This window comes from Cellulosimicrobium protaetiae, assembly GCF_009708005.2.
Taxonomy (GTDB): domain Bacteria; phylum Actinomycetota; class Actinomycetes; order Actinomycetales; family Cellulomonadaceae; genus Cellulosimicrobium; species Cellulosimicrobium protaetiae.
This window is the reverse complement of sequence record NZ_CP052757.1, coordinates 1354694-1373064: the sequence shown is the minus strand read 5'-3', so window position 1 is coordinate 1373064 and position 18371 is coordinate 1354694. Positions and strand designations below refer to the sequence as shown.

Here is an 18371-nt window from a genome sequence, read left to right as displayed (position 1 = left end):
CGGGGAACCGTGGGGCGGCCTCAGGCGGGCGTGCTCGCTCCCGGGGTCTCCGGGTCCTCGCGCGTCGTCGCGCCCTCGCGCCCCTCGCCGCGGTCGTCGGGCGGGAGCTGGCAGAACCGCTCGGCCACGACGCCGACGACGGCCAGCACGACCGCGCAGGCGACCGCGATCCCCGCCGCCACGGCGCGGTCGCGCTGCGCCTCGATCGAGAGGTCGGGGAGCGCGACGAGCACCTGCGCCCCGTACCACCCGACGAGGAGCGCACCCGTCAGCGCGGCGGCCTTGGCGAGGACGAACGTGCGTGCTGCCCGGATCGCGTCGAGCGAGGGGCGCTTGCCCCGCTGGTAGGCGCGCACGGTCCACCCCGCCCAGAAGACTCCCGCCGCGAGCGCGACGACCGCCACGTCGACGACCCACGGCACCGGGGGAAGGTGCGTCCCGCGCCCCTGGAGGAGCCGCACGACGAACCAGCCCACGACCGCCGTGGCGACCGCGACGAGCACCAGGGTGCGGACCGACGTGCGCCGCATCAGCGCGCGGAGTCCTGCCCGCTGCCCGAGACCGGGCCGAACGGCGGCCACGGGTCGGTGGCCGGGTGCAGCGCGGAGTCGGCGAGCGGGCCGGGGGCCGACGCCTCAGTGGGGGCGCCGCCCGGGGCCGGGGCGAACGGCACCGACCGGATGATCCCGTCGGCGTCCGCCGCCGCGGCAGGCGCGACGGGTGCGGGCTCCGTGACGCGGACCGGGGCGAACACCGGGAACGCCCCGCCACCACGCTCGGTGGTCTGCGCGTCCTCCGGGGCCGAGGGCTCGGGTGCGGGCTGCACCGTCGGCCGGTGCGTCGCCCCGGGGAACGGTGCTGAGCCCGGCGCGACCAGCTCGTCGAAGGATCCCGGCGCGCCCTCAGCCGCCGCCGGCGCCCTGTCGGCGGCGGGCGCCAGGCCCTGCGACACGGGTGCGAAGACCGGTCGGGCCGGGTACGTCTCCGCCGCGGGGGCCACGACGGGCGCGCCGGGTTGCTGCGGCAGGACGGTCGTCTGCGGTGGGGCGACCGGGAGCGCGGTGCCGGGCGCGGGCGCCTGCGACCCCGGCTCGGCGTGCTCGGCACCCGGCTGCGGGAGCGCCTGCGGGGGCGATTGCGGGAACGGCTGCGGCAGCGCCCGATGAGGTGCCGACGAGGGCGCCGCGGGAGGCTGCGGGCCGGGCTGCGCCAGGCCGACGGGCTCCGGGGCCCGAGAGCCGGGCGCCGTCTCGGGAGGCACCGGCGGGGCCTGAGGCACGAACGCCTCCGGACCCCGCTGCCGGTACGGGTCGTCGAGGCCCTCCGGGTCGGGTGCCGTGGCCGGGGCGGGCGGCGGCGCGGGCGCGGGTCCAGGGGTCGGATCCGGCACGGGCACGGCGACCGGCGCTGGATGGGCCTGGTCGGCGCCGTCCGTCACGGCGGGTCCTGCGCCGGCAGGCTCCGGAGCGGCGTCCGTGAGCCAGTCGAGGGCGAGCCAGCGGATGCCGCCCCGGTCGGGTGCGGTCGCCGCGAGCGCGGCGACCGGTCCGCCCCCGAGACCGGGCAGCACGGCGTCCGGGTCGATCTGCGACCAGGGCTCGAGCACGAAGGCCCGCTCGTGCGCACGGGGGTGGGGCAGCTCCAGGTCGTCGGCGACGGCCGTGAGCGTGCCGTACACGACGAGGTCGACGTCGAGGGTCCGGGGGCCCCAGCGCTCGTCGCGCACCCGCCCGTGGGCGTTCTCGACGGCCTGGCACGCGTGCAGGAGGTCGCGGGCCGAGAGCCGCGTGCGCGCGAGCAGGACGGTGTTGAGGAAGTCGGGCTGGTCCGGGCCGCCGACCGCCTCCGTCCGCGCGAGCGGCGAGACCTCGGTGATCTCGAGCCCGGAGATCCGGTCGAGGTCGGTGATCGCGTCGCGCAAGGTCTGCTGGGCGTCGCCGAGGTTCGCGCCCAGGGCGAGGACCACCTCGACGAACCCGGCGGGCACGTCGTCCATCCGGTCGTGCTCGGCGGGCGGCGTGGGCGTCGACCCGTCGGCGGCGCCCGACGCGTCGGGCCCCTCGGACGTCGCGGCTGGGGCGGTGACGTCCTGCGGCGGCGCCGCGAGGGGTGCGGGGGCGTCGACCGGCAGCTCGGCCGGCTGCTCGACCGGCGGCACGGGCACGTCGACCGGCGCGGGCTCGAGGACCGGCTCCGGGCCCTGCTCCGCCGGGGGCTCGACGGCGCGCCCCGCGTCCGGGAGCTCGGGCGCGGTCGGCTCGGCGGGTGTCGGCACCGGCGCGGGTGTCGGCAACTGCGCACCCGCCGCGCCCGGCAGCGCCTCCGGGGCCGGGGCGCCCGGGGCCGGAGGCGCCGCGGACTCGAGCAGCGCGTCGTACGGCGCCGGGCGCGGCTCCTCGGCGGGCGGGAGGGTGCCGGTCGGTTCCTCCTCGAGGGCCGCGGGGAGCGGCACGTCGCGGACCGGCGCGGTCGGCTCGTCCGCACCGGGCGCCTCGCGGGCCCCGTCGAGCGCGTCGTCGAGGACCGTCCCGCCCGACACGTCGTGCGTGTGAGAGTCCCCCTCCGCGGGCGGCGGGACGGTGGCGCCGACCGACGTCGTGCCCGGGGGGATGCTCGGCGGCATGACGTCGGGCGCCGGGGCCAGCTCCACCCGGTCCTCGGCGACCGGGGTCTCCCCGACGCCGTGGATGAGCGCCGGGGCGACCGACCCGACGGGGATGGGTCCCACAGCCTGCACGTCCCGCAGGCCGTGCTGCTCGGAGCGGCGGGCGAGCGGTCCGACGACCGGCACGACGACGCGGTCGCGGCGGATGACGACCTCGACGTCCTCGAACGGGACCGTGATCGGCGCCTGCGGCTTGTGCACCGCCACGTCGACCGCGACGACCTCGTCGTGCGTGAGGATCGTCGCGGCGATGCGCTCGGCGACCGTCTCGACGAGGTCGGCGGGCGAGCCCGCGAGCACCGCGACCACGTCCTCGGCGACCCCCGCGTAGCTCACGGTCTGGGCGAGGTCGTCCCCGCTCGCCGCGGCGCGCGTGTCGAGGTGGAGCACGACGTCGGCGCGGAAGAGCTGGCCCTGCTCCTTCTCGTGGTCGTAGACCCCGTGGTGCCCCGTGGCGCTCAGGCCCGTGAGCCGGATCCGGTCGAACGGCCGTCCGTCCGCGTCGAGGACCGCTCCTGCGAACGCTGTGGTCACGTCGTGCTCCCGTCCGGTGCTCCGGGGGGCCGCCCGCCGTGCGGGGCGGGCCGACCTCTCGTCACCGTGTCTCGTTGCGTGTGTCGTGCTGCGCCGGGCCGGCCGCGCCGCGGGGCCCGTCGCCCATCCTGCTAGGTCGTGGGCCGCGCCGTCGAGTCGTTCCCGGCAGCCGGTCGGTCGTGCGCCCCCTCGTCGGCCCCGGCGGCGACGGCGCGGTCGCGGCCCCTCTCCCACGCGGCGGCGACGCGCACGGCGTCCGCCGACGCCCGGACGGCGTGGACCCGGACGCACCACGCGCCGGAGGCGGCGGCGAGCGTCGTGATCGCCGCGGTCGCGTCGTCGCGCAGCAGGGGCGGCACGGGCTGCCCGTCGGACCTCGCGAGGAGGTGCCCCAGGAACCGCTTGCGGGACGCTCCGACGAGCACCGGGAGGCCGAGCGCCTCGAGCTCGCCGAGCCGCGCGAGCAGGGGCCAGTTGGACGACCCTGCCTTGGAGAACCCGAGGCCCGGGTCGAGGACGAGCTGGTCGCGACGCACCCCGGCCGCGAACAGCGTCTCGACGCGCGCGGCGAGCTCGTCGCGCACGTCCGTGACGACGTCGTCGTACTCCTCGAGGTCGTCCATGACGTCGGCGTGGCCGCGCCAGTGCATGCAGACGTACGCGACACCGGTGCGCGCCACGACGTCGGCCATCGCCGGGTCCGCGAGCCCGCCGGAGACGTCGTTGACGATCCGCGCGCCCGCCGCGACCGCGCGCTCGGCGACGACGGCGCGCGTCGTGTCGACGCTGACCACCGCCCCCTCGGCCGCGAGCGCGGAGATCACGGGCAGCACGCGCGCGAGCTCCGCCTCGACGGGGACGCGGCCCGCGCCGGGGCGGGTCGACTCGCCGCCCACGTCGAGGATGTCCGCGCCCTCGCCGAGCAGCTCGCGCCCGTGCGCGACGGCGGCGTCGGGCTCGAACCACTCGCCGCCGTCGGAGAACGAGTCGGGCGTGACGTTGACGACGCCCATGACGAGCGTGCGGCCGACGTCGGCCAGCTCCTCGAGCCCGGCGACCACGAAGCGGTCCACGAGGCTAGCGCCCCAGGATGAGGCTCATCGCCTCGGCCCGGGTCGCGCCGTCGCGCATCTGGCCGCGCACCGCCGACGTCACCGTGCGCGAGCCGGGCTTGCGCACGCCGCGCATCGACATGCACAGGTGCTCGCACTCGACGACGACGATCGCGCCGCGCGGCTGCAGGTGCTCCACGAGCGCGTCCGCGATCTGCGACGTGAGCCGCTCCTGGACCTGCGGGCGGCGAGCGTAGACCTCGACGAGGCGCGCGAGCTTCGACAGGCCGGTGATGCGACCGTCGACGTTGGGGATGTAGCCGATGTGCGCGACGCCGTGGAACGGCACGAGGTGGTGCTCGCACGTCGAGTACACCTCGATGTCCTTGACGAGCACCATCTCCTCGTGGCCGAGGTCGAAGGTCGTCGTGAGGACGTCCGCCGCCTCCTGGCGCAGGCCCGCGAAGATCTCGCGGTACGCGCGCGCCACGCGGGCCGGTGTGTCCCGCAGGCCCTCGCGGTCCGGGTCCTCCCCCACCGCGAGCAGCAGCTCGCGGACGGCGGCCTCGGCCCGCTCCTGGTCGTACGGCGGCACGTCCGCCGGCGCGCGCAGGTCCTCGGCCGAGCGGGCCCGCGTGATGGCGCCCGCCGCGGCGTCGCTACCCGCCGACGTCCCCGTGGAGGTGTCCATCAGTCCTGCCCCGGCTCGCGCACGTCGGTCACGTCGGCGGTGCCGTCGCGGCCCAGCGCGCGGTCGAGCGGGCTCTCCGCGGGGACCTCGCCGATGCGCTCGGGCGGCAGCTCGTCGTTCGCGGCGGCGGCCTCGTCCTGCGGGATCACCGGGGCGCCGTTCTGCGCCGCCTTCTCGGCGTCGGTGAGGACGGGCCCGCGCTGCGAGACGGCGCGCTGCTCGCTCGAGAGCCACACGTCACGCGCGTCGCGCTTGACGACGGGCGCGAAGACGCGCGCGAGCTCGGCCTGGTTGAGCGTCTCCTTCTCGAGGAGCTCGAGGACGAGCGCGTCGAGCACGTCGCGGTACTGGGTGAGCACCTGCCACGCCTCGTCGTGCGCGGCCTCGACGAGCTTGCGCACCTCGTGGTCCACGGTGCCCGCGACGGACTCGGAGTAGTCGCGCGTGTGGCCCATGTCGCGGCCCATGAACGGCTCGCCCGAGCCGGTGCCGAGCTTGATCGCGCCGACGCGCTCGCTCATGCCGTACTCGGTGACCATCTTCTTGGCGATCGCCGTGGCCTTCTCGATGTCGTTCGAGGCGCCCGTGGTCGGGTCGTGGAAGACGAGCTCCTCGGCGACGCGCCCGCCCATGGCGTAGGCGAGCTGGTCGAGCAGCTCGTTGCGCGTCGTGGAGTACTTGTCCTCGGTCGGCATGACCATCGTGTACCCGAGGGCGCGGCCGCGCGGCAGGATCGTCACCTTGGTGACGGGGTCCGTGTAGCGCATCGCGGCGGCGACGAGGGCGTGGCCGCCCTCGTGGTACGCCGTGATCTTCTGCTCCTTGACGTTCATGACGCGCGTGCGCTTCTGCGGGCCTGCCACGACGCGGTCGATCGCCTCGTCGAGCGCGCGGTCGTCGATGAGCTGCGCACCGCTGCGCGCGGTGAGCAGGGCGGCCTCGTTGAGCACGTTCGCGAGGTCGGCGCCGGTGAAGCCCGGGGTGCGGCGCGCGACCGCGGCGAGGTCGATCTCGGGGACGATCGGCTTGCCCGCCGCGTGCACGCGCAGGATCGCCTCGCGGCCCTTGAGGTCGGGCGCCTCGACGGCGACCTGACGGTCGAAGCGGCCCGGGCGCAGGAGCGCCGGGTCGAGGATGTCGGGGCGGTTGGTCGCCGCGATGAGGATGACGTTCGTCTTGACGTCGAAGCCGTCCATCTCGACCAGGAGCTGGTTGAGCGTCTGCTCGCGCTCGTCGTGACCGCCGCCCATGCCCGCGCCGCGGTGACGGCCGACGGCGTCGATCTCGTCGACGAAGATGATCGCGGGCGAGTTCTCCTTGGCCTGGGTGAACAGGTCGCGGACGCGGCTCGCGCCGACACCCACGAACATCTCGACGAAGTCCGAGCCGGAGATCGAGTAGAACGGCACGCCCGCCTCGCCGGCGACGGCGCGCGCGAGCAGCGTCTTGCCGGTCCCGGGCGGGCCGTAGAGCAGCACGCCCTTGGGGATCTTCGCGCCGACGGCCTGGAACTTGTCCGGCTCCGCGAGGAACTCCTTGATCTCGTGGAGCTCCTCGACCGCCTCGTCCGCACCGGCGACGTCAGCGAACGTCACCTGGGGGGTGTCCTTCGAGACGAGCTTGGCGCGCGACTTGCCGAAGCCCATGACGCGCGAGCCGCCGCCCTGCATGCGCGACAGCAGGAACCAGAACAGCACGCCGATGATGAGGAACGGGATGAGCAGGCCGAGCAGCGAGGACCAGAACGACGGCTGCGCGACCTCGGAGTTGTACCCGTCCTCGGGCTCCGCAGCGACGACTGCGTCCACCACGGCCTCGCCCTGCGGCTGGACGTAGTAGAACTCGACGTTCTTGCCCTTGTTCTCCTCGGTGTCCGTGCCCTCGTCGACGACGTAGTCGTCGGACAGCGTGAGACGCACGCGCTGGTCGCCGTCCACGATGAGGGCCTGCTCGACCGTGTCGCCCGAGAGCAGCTCGAGGCCCTGGGACGTGTCGATGCGCTGGACGGTCGGGCGCGACAACGTCGCGAACGCGATCCAGAGGATCACGAGGCCCAGGACGATCCAGACGATCGGCCCACTGAGAATCTTCTTGATGTTCATCGGCGACGGGGCGTGCGCCCCGGATCCCTCCGCTCGCGCAAGTGTTCGGGCTCGAAACTACACTCTGGACCTTGACGCCTGCTGGGGATCACGCCCCTGTTCGCCCAGGGCGTGGCCCACGTCCCCTGGGCGCGGACGCCGCGGCGTCCGGACGCGGGACGCCGCCGCGCCACCGCGGCGAGGGGCGCCCCGCTCCCCCGCTCAGCTCGAGTACACGTGCGGCGCGAGCGTCCCGACGAACGGCAGGTTGCGGTACTTCTCCGCGTAGTCGAGGCCGTAGCCCACGACGAACTCGTTGGGGATGTCGAACCCGACGTACCGCACGTCGACGTCGGTCTTCGCGGCGTCGGGCTTGCGCAGCATCGCCGCGATCTCGACCGACGCCGGTCCGCGCGAGCGCAGGTTCGACAGGAGCCACGAGAGCGTGAGCCCGGAGTCGATGATGTCCTCGACGATGAGCACGTTGCGGCCCGTGAGGTCGGCGTCGAGGTCCTTGAGGATCCGCACGACGCCCGAGGACTTGGTGCCCGACCCGTACGACGAGACGGCCATCCAGTCCATCTCGACGTGGCTGTGCAGGCGGCGCGCGAGGTCCGCCATGACCATGACGGCGCCCTTGAGGACGCCGACGAGCAGGAGGTCCTTGCCCGCGTAGTCGCGGTCGATCTGCGCCGCGATCTCGTCGAGCCGCGCGCCGAGCTGCTCCTCGGTGAGCAGGATGTTCTCGAGGTCGCCTGCGACGTCCGATGCTTCCACGGGGGTCACTCCTGAGCTGTGGGGGTGGTGGGGGTGGTGCGGGCTCGTGGGGGGAGGCTGCGCGGGGGCGTCGTCCCCGCGCCCAGGGAAAGCCTGCCACACGCGCGCCACGCCCTCAGGTCGCCCGGCAGGTGCGCGGGTCCCTGCCCGCGCCAGGCGGTGACGAGCGCGTCGAGCGCGTCGACGTGCACGGCGAAGAGGTCGCTCGCCGGGCAGCCCGCGCGCAGCGCCGCGGACCGCAGGGTCCGACGGCGCAGGGCCGGGTGCGCGGCAGCGAGGACACCGGTGTCGAGCACCACGCTCTCGGCGCCCGACGCCGCGGGCCCGCCGACCGGGCCGCCCTCGCCGTCGTCCGGGGACGCCACGAGTGCCGACGCGAGTGCCGTCGCGAGGAGGTCCGCAGCGAGCGCGTCGAGCAGGTCGGCGTCGTCGCGCAGGAGGTCGGCCGTGCGCGCGAGCGCCGGCACCGCTCCCGGCCCGAGCACGTCGACCAGCGCGGGCACGACACGGCCGCGCACCTGCGAGCGCAGCGGTGGTGCCGTGTCGCCGCGGGACGCCCCCGGGCCTGTGCCGGGTGCCGGCACGACGTTCGTGGGGTCGTCCCACCACACGAGCCCGAGCGTCCGGCAGACGGCCTCGGCCTGCGTGCGCCGCAGCCCGAGGAAAGGACGGCGGTAGACGCCGCGACGGTCCGCCATCCCCGCGAGGGATCGTGCGCCCGCCCCGCGGGCGAGCCCGAGCAGCACCGTCTCCGCCTGGTCGTCGAGCGTGTGACCGAGGAGGACCGCGGCCGCGCCGCGCTCGGCCGCGGCGGCGTCCAGCGCGGCGTACCGGGCCGCGCGCGCGTCGGCCTCCGGACCGTCGCCGGACGCCGGCACGACGACGCGGCGCACCTCCACCGGGTCGAGCCCGAGCCCGCGGCAGCGCTCCGCGGCGTCCGCAGCGACACCGGCGCTGCCCTCCTGGAGGCCGTGGTCCACGACGACGGCGCCCGCGCTGAGCCCGAGCCGTGGCGCGGCGAACGCCGTGGCGGCCGCGAGCGCCGTCGAGTCCGCGCCGCCCGAGCACGCGACGAGCACGAGGGCCCCGCGGTCCAGGTCCCCGAGCGCGCCGCGCACGGCCCGGCGGGCGGCCGCGACGACGGGTGCCGGCCCGCCCACCGGATCAGCCGTGGACGCGGCGCACCCAGGCGCGCGCGTCGGCGATCTCACGGGCGGTCGGCAGGTTCTCGGGCGACGCCCACACGGCGTTGAAGCCGTCGCGCCCGACCTCCTTCTCGACCGCGCGGACGAAGGCCGCGCCGTCGCGGTACTGGGCGATCTTGGCGTCCATGCCGAGCACGCGTCGGAGCACGACGTCGAACCCGGAGCGCCCCTCGCCGTCGCGCCGCGCCTCGAACTTGCGGCGGATGCTGCGCACCGTGCGGACGGTGCGCGGCCCGACGGCATCCATCGCGACGTCGGCGTGACCCTCCAGCAGCGCCATGACGGCCGTGACGTCGGCGAGACGGTCCTGCTCCTCGGGCGTGAGGAGACCGTCGACGAAGGTCCCGTCCTCGCCGCGCACGGCGTGCAGGACGGCGCGGCCCACGGTGGCGAGCTTCTCGCGCAGCCGCGCCTCGGCGAGCCGACGCGACGACGCGGAGAGCTCGGTGAGGAGCGCGCTCGCCCGCCCGCGCAGGTGGTCGGCGAGCCAGGGCGCGGCGGCGAACTGCAGCGCGTGCGTCTGCTCGTGCAGGCAGACCCAGAGGCGGAAGTCGGCGGGACGCAGGTCGAGCGCGCGCTCGACCTGCAGGACGTTGGGCGCCACGAGCACCAGGCGACCGGGCGAACCGGGGCTCCCGCCCGAGGGCGCGCCGAGCCCGCTGTAGGGGTCGAACTGCCCGAGGACGCGGCTGGACAGGACCGCGAGGACCGACCCGACCTGGGCGGCCCCGACGAGCGCCGTCGCCTGCGGGACGCGCCCTTGCTCGCCGACGAGGGCGTCGGTCACGCCGTCGGTGAGCGACGCCATGATCTCGGTGTTGGCACGCGCCCAGCGCGCGCGGTCCACGACGTACACGGTGCCGAGCCCGGTCGTCGGCCCGTTCGACGGCCCGCCCGCGGGGGTCATGCGCGTCACGTCGAGCACGTGCGGCACGGCGGCCTCGGCAGCCGTGCGCAGCCCTTCGACCAGGTCGGCGAGCTCGTCGCGCGACGCCTGCGGGCCGGGACGCGCGAGCCGACCCGCGATCTGCGCGGCGGCGGACCAGTCGACGATCGCGTCACCGCGCGACGGGTCACCGTCCGAACGGCCGTCCTGCTCGACGAGTGTCACCGTCTCACCGTATCCCGGGACCGAGGGGGCGCGTGAGGGGTGGGTATATACTTCTGGGATATACGACCGAGGAGGCTCGCCGATGGTTCGCACGACGGTGTTCCGTAGCAACCGGACGCAGGCCGTCCGCCTGCCCAAGGCGGTCGCGCTACCCGACGACGTCCGCGAGGTCGACGTCCGGGCCGTCGGCAGGTCCCGGGTCATCACGCCGGCAGGATCCGGGTGGGACGAGTGGTTCGACCACGGTCTCCGCGTCGCCGCCGACTTCCTTCCCGACCGCGACCAGGGGACCGCCGAGGAGCGCGGCGCCCTGTGAGCACGCTCTACCTGCTGGACACGAACGTCCTCGTCGCGCTGCTGCGCGGGAGCGGCGCGGCGGCGCGACCGAGGCTTCGGGAAGCGGAGGGGCGAGTCGCTGTCTCGACCGTGAGCGAGATGGAGCTCGAGTACGGCATCGAGAGATCGGACGACCCGCACCGCAACCGCCAGGCCGTCGACGACCTGCTCTCGCTCGTGGACGTGCTCCCCTTCGACGGGCTCGCGGCGATGCACGCCGGCCGCGTCCGCGCTCTCCTCGCCGCCCGCGGCACGCCCATCGGGCCCTACGACGCCCTCCTCGCCGGGCACGCCCGGTCGCTCGGCCTCGTCATGGTGACGAACAACCTCCGCGAGTTCTCTCGCGTTCCCGGCCTCGAGGTCGAGGACTGGCTCACGGGAGCGTCGCGTGAGCCCTGAGTCGTAGCCCCCGGAGCCGAACGGCGGTCAGGATGTGCAGCCGCACTCCGCAAGGGACGCGACGAAGTCGTCGAAGATGAGGCGCGCCCCGTACGTGCCGCCGTCCGGGACGGCGTCGGCCATGAGGGAGAACACGAGGAGGCGGTCGTCGGCCGTGACGACCGTGCCCGCGAGCGACGTGACGTTCGGCAGGCTGCCGGTCTTGGCCCGTACGACGCCGCGGCCCGCGTTGTCGAGGTAGCGCTCGCCCAACGTCCCGGACAGCCCGGCGACCGGCAGCCCGATCGCGCCGGGTCGCAGCTGCGGGTGGGCCGGGTCGGCGAGCAGGCCGACGACCTCGTCGAGCTGCGCGGGCGTGAGGACCGAGCCGTCGCCGAGGCCCGACAGGTCCGCGAGCGCCGCGCCCGTGAGGTCGACCCCGAGACCCTCGACCGCCGACCGGACGGCCTGCGCCGCGCCCGCCGCCGAGCCGGGGAGACCCGCGTCGATCGCGACGACACGACCCACGACCTCGGTGATGGTGTTGTCGGAGTGCTGCAGCAGGTAGGCCACGACCTCGCTCAACGGTGCGGACTCCACCGTGCCCACCGTGCGGGTCTCGCCCTCCGGCGTGGCGCGGACCACGTCTCCCGTCACCGTGACCCCCTGCTCGGCGAGGGCGGCGACGAACGCGTCGGCGGCGGCCATCGCCGGGTCCTCGGCACGCGGCGCGTACTCCTCGTCCTCGAGCCGTGCGATGTCGACGGCGAGCGCGGCGACGGGCGCGACGTAGCCGTTGCGCACGCTCGCCGGATCCACCGTCGGCGCGACGGCCGCGCCGGTGAAGAGGGTGTCGTCGAGGCGGAGCGAGATCGTCGTCCGGCCCGTGAGCCTCAGCTCCCCCGCGACCTGCGCCGCGAGGTCCCCGAGGCCTGCCCGGCCGTTGACCGCCGTCGGGTCGCCGGCGCCGGCGGCGAGCATCATGTCGCCGCCCCCCACGAGGTACACGGTCTCCTGCCCTTCCAGGAGCGCGCGCGTCGGGAGGGTCGCGTGCGCGCCCGGCGACGCGAGCGCCGCCGCCGCGGTGAGCGTCTTGAGCGTCGACGCCGGGACGTGGCCCACGGTGTCGCCGCTCGCCCCCAGCACGTCGCCCGTCGCGGCATCGGTCACCAGGACGCCGACGCGCGGGCCGAGCCGGGTGTCGGCCGCGAGCGCGTCGGCCAGCGCCTGCACGCTCCCGGCCGCCGGGACCGGGGCCGCGTCGTCGAGGGTCGGCAGCCCGACCTCGAGCGGGGGTGCCGCGACGGCGCCCGGCGCCTCGGGGAACGGGTTCGGTTCCGGGTACGGCTCCGCGGTCGTGAGGACGCCGGGCACGACGTCGTACGCGTCCGCCACGACGTACCCGCCCGCGAGGACGAGCACGACGCCGGCGGCCACGCCCGCGCGCGCACCCCAGCCCATGCGTCTCCTCCGGTCCGGCGCTTCCGCGCGCGCCTGCTCGGCACCGGCAGGTACCGGTGCCTCCACCGGGACGTCGGGCGCGGGCACGTGCGCATTATCACTCAGCCCGCCTGCTCGGGGGGCCTGTGGGAACCCTCTCGCGCGGACGGCTCGTGTCACACTAGTTCCCGCACGACGGCGTGGTCCGTCGTCCACAGACCCAGCCACCGCCCGAGCGTCGCGGTGCCGGTACGACTGGAGGAAGCAGTGGAGTTCGACGTCACGATCGAGATCCCCAAGGGGCAGCGCAACAAGTACGAGGTGGACCACGCGACCGGTCGCATCCGCCTCGACCGCATGCTCTTCACCTCGACGCGGTACCCCGACGACTACGGGTTCATCGAGGGGACGCTCGGTGAGGACGGCGACCCGCTGGACGCGCTCGTCCTGCTCGAGGAGCCCACGTTCCCCGGCTGCCTGATCCGCTGCCGCGCGCTCGGCATGTTCCGCATGCGCGACGAGGCCGGCGGCGACGACAAGGTCCTGTGCGTCCCGACGGGCGACCAGCGCGCCGCGTGGCGCCAGGACATCGACGACGTCTCCGACTTCCACCGCCTGGAGATCCAGCACTTCTTCGAGGTCTACAAGGACCTCGAGCCCGGCAAGTCCGTCGAGGGCGCCCACTGGGTCGGCCGCACGGACGCCGAGGCCGAGATCGAGCGCTCCCTGCAGCGCGCCATCGACTCCGGGTACCACACGCCGGGCCACTGACGCCCGGTCGCAGGACCCAGCACGACGACGGCCGCCCACCTCGCACGAGGTGGGCGGCCGTCGTCGTCGGTCACGGGCAGGGGAGGAGCGCCGCCACCCCAGGCCCGAGGAGCGACGCGTCGCCGTGCAACCGGAGCACGCCCCCGTCGCCCAGCGTCTCGTAGGCGGAGCCCAGACGACGAGGGACGCAGTCGGAAGGCAGGACGACGACGCTCGCGCCCAGATGCATGCCCGCGGTCAGGGCGGGCAGCGCGTCCGCCGACGCGGTCGGCACCCCGATGATGTCTCCCAGGTGAGGCTCCACCGCGGTCAACGAGGTCTCGTGGACGTCCCGACCTGTGATCCGGCGCTCGACGGTGGCACTGGTGCGCGCCGTGAGGTCGTCGAGGAAGGCCTGCCCGATCGCCTCCTCGTCGCCGACGACGACGATCGAGCGCGTGGTGGCCGTGCGCAGACGATCGACGAGCTCCCCGCGCGCGGTCCGTGCGGACCCGTCGACCAGGATCACCGGGACCGACAACGAGCGGGCTCGGCCCTCGATCCCGGCGAGGGCAGAGGCCACCAGAGCGTCGCCCGGCGCGTCGACCGACGCGAGGACCACCCGATCGGAGAGCCCCACCGAGCTGGCCACCGCGAGGGACGCAGCCTCCGGGTCCGGCCCTGACACACGCCGCGCGCCCCAGACGAGCGCTCGAAGCTCGTTCAGCACGGCGTCGGAGACCTCGTCCGTCCCGCCCACGACGACGACGTGCGACGCGCCGAGCCGCACGATCTCGTCCCGGACGACCGCGGGGAGGGAGTCGCGCGGGACGGCGAAGAGCGGGCCCGGGTACGCCGCGGCAGCCGCCGGCGCGCTGAGAGCGGCCGCGGTCGGTCGCTCTCCGACCACGTGGACGACGCGGGCGCCGTGGGGGAAGTACCTACGGGAGACCGCGACGGCGTCGGAGTAGCGGTCACCGAGGGAGTAGCGCTCCACGATCGTGGGGATCCGGGGCGACGGGACGGCACCCGCACGAGGATCGAGGACCGCTCGCCCGCTCCCGCACTGCTCGAGGCGCTCGACGGGAGGCCCGAGCGCACCCTTCCCGCCGAGCAGTGTGAGCCGTGACGTGCCGAGCGTCCGCAGTGACCCGACGACCGGACCGCTCAGGCACGTGGGTGGCGTGACGAGGAGGGGCGCGTCGGCGGCCCCGGCGTGCACCGCACCGCTCAGCGCGTCGGCGAACTCCGTGCCGGTCGCGACGTAGGCGCGCGGGGCCTCGGCAAAGCCCCACGTGCCGAGCAGGGCTGAGGTCTCGTAGCGGTTCTTGCCCCCGACCCTACCGACGGCCCCGTAGCGCTTCAGCAAGAGCTCGTCCTCGATCGCCTGGCTCAGCACCCCGGTGCCCCTCACCAGGACGACCCTGGTCACGTGGTTGCCGTCGAGCACGCCCTCTGCGGCGTCGGTCAGAGGCGCGTCACCGTCCACGAGGAGCACGAACCCGCCGTTCGCCCCTGCGACCGCAGCGGCAGAGAGCGCGTCCGCGAACCCTCGCCCCGTCGCGAGGAACGCGACGCGGGAGTAGCCAGGATCGGAGATCGCCGCCCCGAAGGCGTCGAAGACGACGGCTCGAGACGTCTCGTAGCGATCCCGGCCGGACACCCGGTCGATCGGCGCGATCCCGTCGAGCTGCAGCTGGACGTGCTGCGTCACGGCGCCGTACCCCCCAACGATGACGATCCGTCCTGGGCGAAGCCGGCGCACCTCCTCCACGACGCTGCCGGGCGCCTGCCCAGGAGGTGTCAGCAGCAGCGGGCCGCCTCGGTAGGCTGCGGCCGGCGCCGCGCTGAGCGCGTCGGCATACGAGAGGCCGCTCGCCACGTAGACGACCGGCACGCCCGGGGCGTGCTGCTGCGAGACGCGCAGAGCCGTCTCGTAGCGGTCAGCACCTGCCAGCCGGTCGACCGCGACGGTCGCGGGCTGCTGGGCCGCGACCGCCGGGGGACCGGCGTCGTGCCCGTCGACGGCGCAGCGAGCAGAGACACGAGAAGCGCCGTCACGGTGAGCACCGCACCCATCCGCCATGGGCCGGACCGACGGCCGCTCACGCGCACGGCTCCAGCGCGGCCACGGCGGGCGACAGCACGCCCGTCCCCCCGAGCAGGCGCACGAGCGGCACCTCGGTGTCGCGGAGGGCGTCCAGCGTCCTGCCCGGCACGCAGGCGGAGGGCACGACGTACAGCGGCTCGCGCCGGAGACCGGCGGCCGCCGCGCCGGCGAGGGCGTCGGGGAAGTCGGAGCCCGTCGCGAGATTGGCGGCCGGGGGCGACCAGACACGCTGGTCGTGCCAGCTGCCGAAGTACGCGTCGTTGATCGCCACCGCCGTAGCGTAGCGATCCGGTCCGCCCAGGCGCTCCGTCCCGACGACTCCGGGAACCTGGCGGAGGTCTCGCTCCAGCGACGGGCTCACGGCGCCCGAGCCGCCGACGACGGTCACTCCCCGGACACCGTGCGTCCGGAGCGCCTGCCCGACGAGGGGGTCGAGGGTCGTCGAGTTCCCGGGGACGAGGATCACCGGGACCCCCGCCGCCCCGGCCGCCGCCCCGGCCGCCAACGCGTCGGGGAACGACCTTCCGTCCGCGACGACCGCACCACCGACCTGCGTCCCGAAGGCGTGCTCGGCGACCCGTAGCGACGTCTTGTACCGATCCCGTCCCGAGGCACGCCAGACGACGGGCGCGAGCGTCCTCGTCCGGGTCTCGACTGCCTCGGACACGGCACCGGTCCCGCCGACGAGGACGATCCGTCGCGGCGCGAGTCTCCGGATCTCCGCCTCGACCTCGGCGGGGATCGCATCGCGACGCGTCAGCAGGAGCGCCCCGCCACCCGCTGCGGCTGCTGGCGCGGCGGAGAGAGCGTCGGCGAACGTCTCCCCCGATGCGAGGTACAGCACGGGGATGTCCGGGTCGAGCCCGTTCGTCGCCGCTACCGCCGTCGCGTAGCGATCCTTCCCCTGCAGGCGGTCGACGGAGGAGGTCGACGACGTTCCCGACGGCGACGCGGAACGCGCCCCGACGGCGACGCCTGCTGTCACCGAGAGCGGCGCGACCCCGGGTGCCCCGAGATAGACGGCCTGCACGGAGCGTCCCTGGGCCTCGGTCGCCCCCGGCCAGGCCCGCACGACGGCGGTCCCGTCGCGCAGCGGCGCTACGGCGACGGTCCGGCCGTCGACGACGAAAGCCACCTCGCCCTCCGCAGCGGCTCCACCCGCACGCACGTCGGCGGCCAGCGGGATCGGGTCGTCCGCCGGCCAGCGCGAGGGTGCCGACAGCTCCACCTCTGCCTGCTCACCGACGATGGCGGCCGTCGTGTCGCCGCCCGCGGACACCGCGGAGAACCGAGTGCCTGCCGGCGCGCCCTCGACGGATGCCTGACCCGCGTCGTCACGACCCCAGGCGACCACCGAGCCGTCGGAGGCGAGAGCGACGGCGTGGTCGCGCCCGGCGTCCACGGCGACGAACCGCTCCCCCGGCGGTGGCATGGGCGGCGTGGCCTGCCCGTGGGTGTTCCTGCCCCAGCCCACGATCGCACCGTCCGACAGCAGCGCGAGGGAGAACCCGTCGCCCGCGGCGACCTGGAGGAACTTCTGGTCCGTCGGCGGCGCTTGCGCGGCAGTGGCGCCGTCCACCGGGTCTCCCCACCCGGCGACGGTCCCGTCGGCCCGCGCCAGGAGCGCGTGCCGGGTGCCGAGCGACACGTCCACCGTCGGGACCCGGTCCGGCTGCTCCGGGAGCGGGAGCCAGGAGGACGCGGACGAGCCGTGGACGAACACGGCTCCCTTGTCCGTCGCCCCCCCGCTCGACAGCAGCAGCGAGACGCCGTCCCCCGCTTCGACCGCGACGTCGTCGGCCATCACCTGATCGCTTCCGTGTCCGCGGAAGGAGAGGTAGGTCTCCGGGGGTCCACCCGGACGCACCGTGATGAACGCGGCGTGCGTCGTTCCGGCGGAGACGTCCACGACGCGGCTCCGCGTCGGGACCCTGATGCTGCTCCCGCCTGCCGCGTCGTCGCCGTATCCCTCCGCCCCGCCGTCCGAGCGGACCAGGACGACCTGCTCCGGTCCGACGCTCACGCCGGTGTAGCGGACGCCCGTCGGCAGCGGCGGCGGGAGCTCCCCCTCGGGCCGCGCTCCCCACACGACGACGCCCGCAGCACCGGGGCGAAGCTCGTCCGGTACCGGGGCGTCCGGCACGGTCGCGGGCTCCGGAGCGGTCAGCGTCAGGACGAGGCTCTCGGCAGCCGCCAGTCCCCAGGCCTGCGCCGCGACGTCGACCACGGGCGACTCGCCCGCCGGACGCTCGGGGACGGAGTACCCGTAGAGCGGCGTACCCCACGAGAGCAGCCTGCCCTGGTCCGTGACGACGAAGCCGTGGCGGTACGTGGCCGTGACGGCGACGGAGCGCTCACCCGGGTCGAGCACGGGGCCGTCCTGGACGACGGAAGCACCGCATCCGCGCCGCACGAGCGAGCCGTCGGAGCGGAGCGCGAAGGACGAGTCCATCCCCGCCGAGAGAGCCACGTACGGGGTCGACGCCGACACCGGCAGGTCGCCCTCGCCGCAGGAGCGGGTCCCCCAGGAGACGACGCGCCCGTCGGAGCGCAGCGCGAGGAAGTGGTACTCACCCGCCACGAGGTCGACGTAGCGCAGCCCGTCCGGCAGCGCCGGGACCTCCGTCGAGCCGTCTCCCCAGGCTGCGATCGTCCCGTCGCTGCGCAGCGCGGCGAACTTCCTGTAGGCGGCGGCGACCTCCGTGTACCAGACGCCACTCGGCAGGGGCGGGACGGCGTCCTCTCCTGCCCCGTCCGGCCCCGCGCCGACCACGACGACCTCACCAGCGGTCGTCAGGAAGTACGCGATGCCGTGCTCCCCCGCTCCCACCGCCGCGTACCGGACACCGTCCGGCAGCGCCGGGACCGTGACGGGCGAACCTCTGTAGGCGCCGAACGACACCGCCTGGCCGTCGCTGCGCAGCGCGAGGCCGAACCCGTGCCCGACGGCCGCGTCCACGTAGTCCAGCCCCTCGGGGAGCGGCGGGACGTCGAGCTCGCCCGCCGTCCGTCGCTCCGGGTCGCCCCATGCTTGGATGCGTCCTCCGGGGACCGTCGGGACCGCCACGACCTCCGTGGGCTCGGCCGCGGCGACCACTGTCGCCGGACCCGGCACGATCCCGACCGCGACGAGAGCGGCCGTCGCGAGGGCCGTCAGTCGCACCCGCCGCCGGATGCGGGTCCGTGACCCCGGTGCGCTCGATCGGTCGGTGTGCTCGTGCGCAGCAGTGCTCACGGATCC

Annotated in this window: 14 protein-coding genes; 3 read left to right on the top strand and 11 right to left on the bottom strand. The window is 75.3% G+C overall.

Annotated features, from left to right (window positions below):
* Positions 1–20: 20 nt before the first annotated feature.
* The 8 genes from FIC82_RS05890 to FIC82_RS05855 form a co-directional block, all read right to left on the bottom strand.
* A complete protein-coding gene (locus FIC82_RS05890) occupies positions 21–530 on the bottom strand; it encodes a DUF3180 domain-containing protein (protein ID WP_154797907.1) in 510 nt (169 codons plus the stop codon).
* Positions 530–3199 (bottom strand): 2-amino-4-hydroxy-6-hydroxymethyldihydropteridine diphosphokinase, encoded by a 2670-nt coding sequence (gene folK / locus FIC82_RS05885; protein ID WP_168731533.1) that lies wholly within the window; start codon positions 3197–3199, stop codon positions 530–532. Before folK ends, FIC82_RS05890 begins: the two co-directional genes overlap by 1 nt.
* 131 nt (positions 3200–3330) lie before the next feature.
* Positions 3331–4212, bottom strand: a complete 882-nt coding sequence (gene folP / locus FIC82_RS05880; protein ID WP_154799890.1) for a dihydropteroate synthase — start codon at positions 4210–4212, stop codon at positions 3331–3333.
* A 64-nt stretch (positions 4213–4276) separates the two neighbouring features.
* Complete coding sequence (gene folE, locus FIC82_RS05875; RefSeq protein ID WP_253691514.1) at positions 4277–4942, bottom strand: GTP cyclohydrolase I FolE; 666 nt, start codon at positions 4940–4942, stop codon at positions 4277–4279.
* Positions 4942–7044, bottom strand: coding sequence for an ATP-dependent zinc metalloprotease FtsH (gene ftsH / locus FIC82_RS05870; RefSeq protein ID WP_154797906.1), 2103 nt, complete (start codon positions 7042–7044; stop codon positions 4942–4944). The genes folE and ftsH overlap by 1 nt, the downstream gene beginning before the upstream one ends.
* A gap of 201 nt (positions 7045–7245) precedes the next feature.
* Positions 7246–7800: a hypoxanthine phosphoribosyltransferase gene (gene hpt / locus FIC82_RS05865; RefSeq protein ID WP_047233909.1), complete on the bottom strand. Its 555-nt coding sequence runs from the start codon at positions 7798–7800 to the stop codon at positions 7246–7248.
* A 5-nt stretch (positions 7801–7805) separates the two neighbouring features.
* Positions 7806–8960: a tRNA lysidine(34) synthetase TilS gene (gene tilS / locus FIC82_RS05860; RefSeq protein ID WP_168731532.1), complete on the bottom strand. Its 1155-nt coding sequence runs from the start codon at positions 8958–8960 to the stop codon at positions 7806–7808.
* A 4-nt stretch (positions 8961–8964) separates the two neighbouring features.
* Positions 8965–10116 (bottom strand): zinc-dependent metalloprotease, encoded by a 1152-nt coding sequence (locus FIC82_RS05855; RefSeq protein WP_168731531.1) that lies wholly within the window; start codon positions 10114–10116, stop codon positions 8965–8967.
* An 82-nt stretch (positions 10117–10198) separates the two neighbouring features.
* Here FIC82_RS05855 and vapB point away from each other — a divergent pair, with 82 nt between their 5' ends.
* Together vapB and FIC82_RS05845 are read left to right on the top strand one after the other, a co-directional pair.
* Positions 10199–10432 carry a type II toxin-antitoxin system VapB family antitoxin gene (gene vapB, locus FIC82_RS05850; protein WP_154797904.1) on the top strand — a complete coding sequence of 78 codons (234 nt, stop codon included), beginning with the start codon at positions 10199–10201 and terminating at the stop codon, positions 10430–10432.
* A complete protein-coding gene (locus FIC82_RS05845) occupies positions 10429–10851 on the top strand; it encodes a type II toxin-antitoxin system VapC family toxin (RefSeq protein ID WP_168731530.1) in 423 nt (140 codons plus the stop codon). Before vapB ends, FIC82_RS05845 begins: the two co-directional genes overlap by 4 nt.
* A 27-nt stretch (positions 10852–10878) precedes the next feature.
* Here FIC82_RS05845 and dacB read toward each other — a convergent pair whose 3' ends face one another.
* Positions 10879–12378, bottom strand: coding sequence for a D-alanyl-D-alanine carboxypeptidase/D-alanyl-D-alanine endopeptidase (gene dacB, locus FIC82_RS05840; protein WP_336240348.1), 1500 nt, complete (start codon positions 12376–12378; stop codon positions 10879–10881).
* A gap of 159 nt (positions 12379–12537) precedes the next feature.
* On the opposite strand from dacB, the gene FIC82_RS05835 reads away from it, so the two are divergent.
* Positions 12538–13041, top strand: coding sequence for an inorganic diphosphatase (locus FIC82_RS05835; RefSeq protein WP_087469863.1), 504 nt, complete (start codon positions 12538–12540; stop codon positions 13039–13041).
* Between the two features lie 70 nt (positions 13042–13111).
* Here the strand turns inward: FIC82_RS05835 and FIC82_RS05830 are convergent, their stop codons facing one another.
* Positions 13112–15106 (bottom strand): cell wall-binding repeat-containing protein, encoded by a 1995-nt coding sequence (locus tag FIC82_RS05830; protein ID WP_154797903.1) that lies wholly within the window; start codon positions 15104–15106, stop codon positions 13112–13114.
* 19 nt (positions 15107–15125) lie between these two features.
* Complete coding sequence (locus FIC82_RS05825; RefSeq protein WP_154797902.1) at positions 15126–18365, bottom strand: cell wall-binding repeat-containing protein; 3240 nt, start codon at positions 18363–18365, stop codon at positions 15126–15128.
* Between the last annotated feature and the right edge of the window lie 6 nt (positions 18366–18371).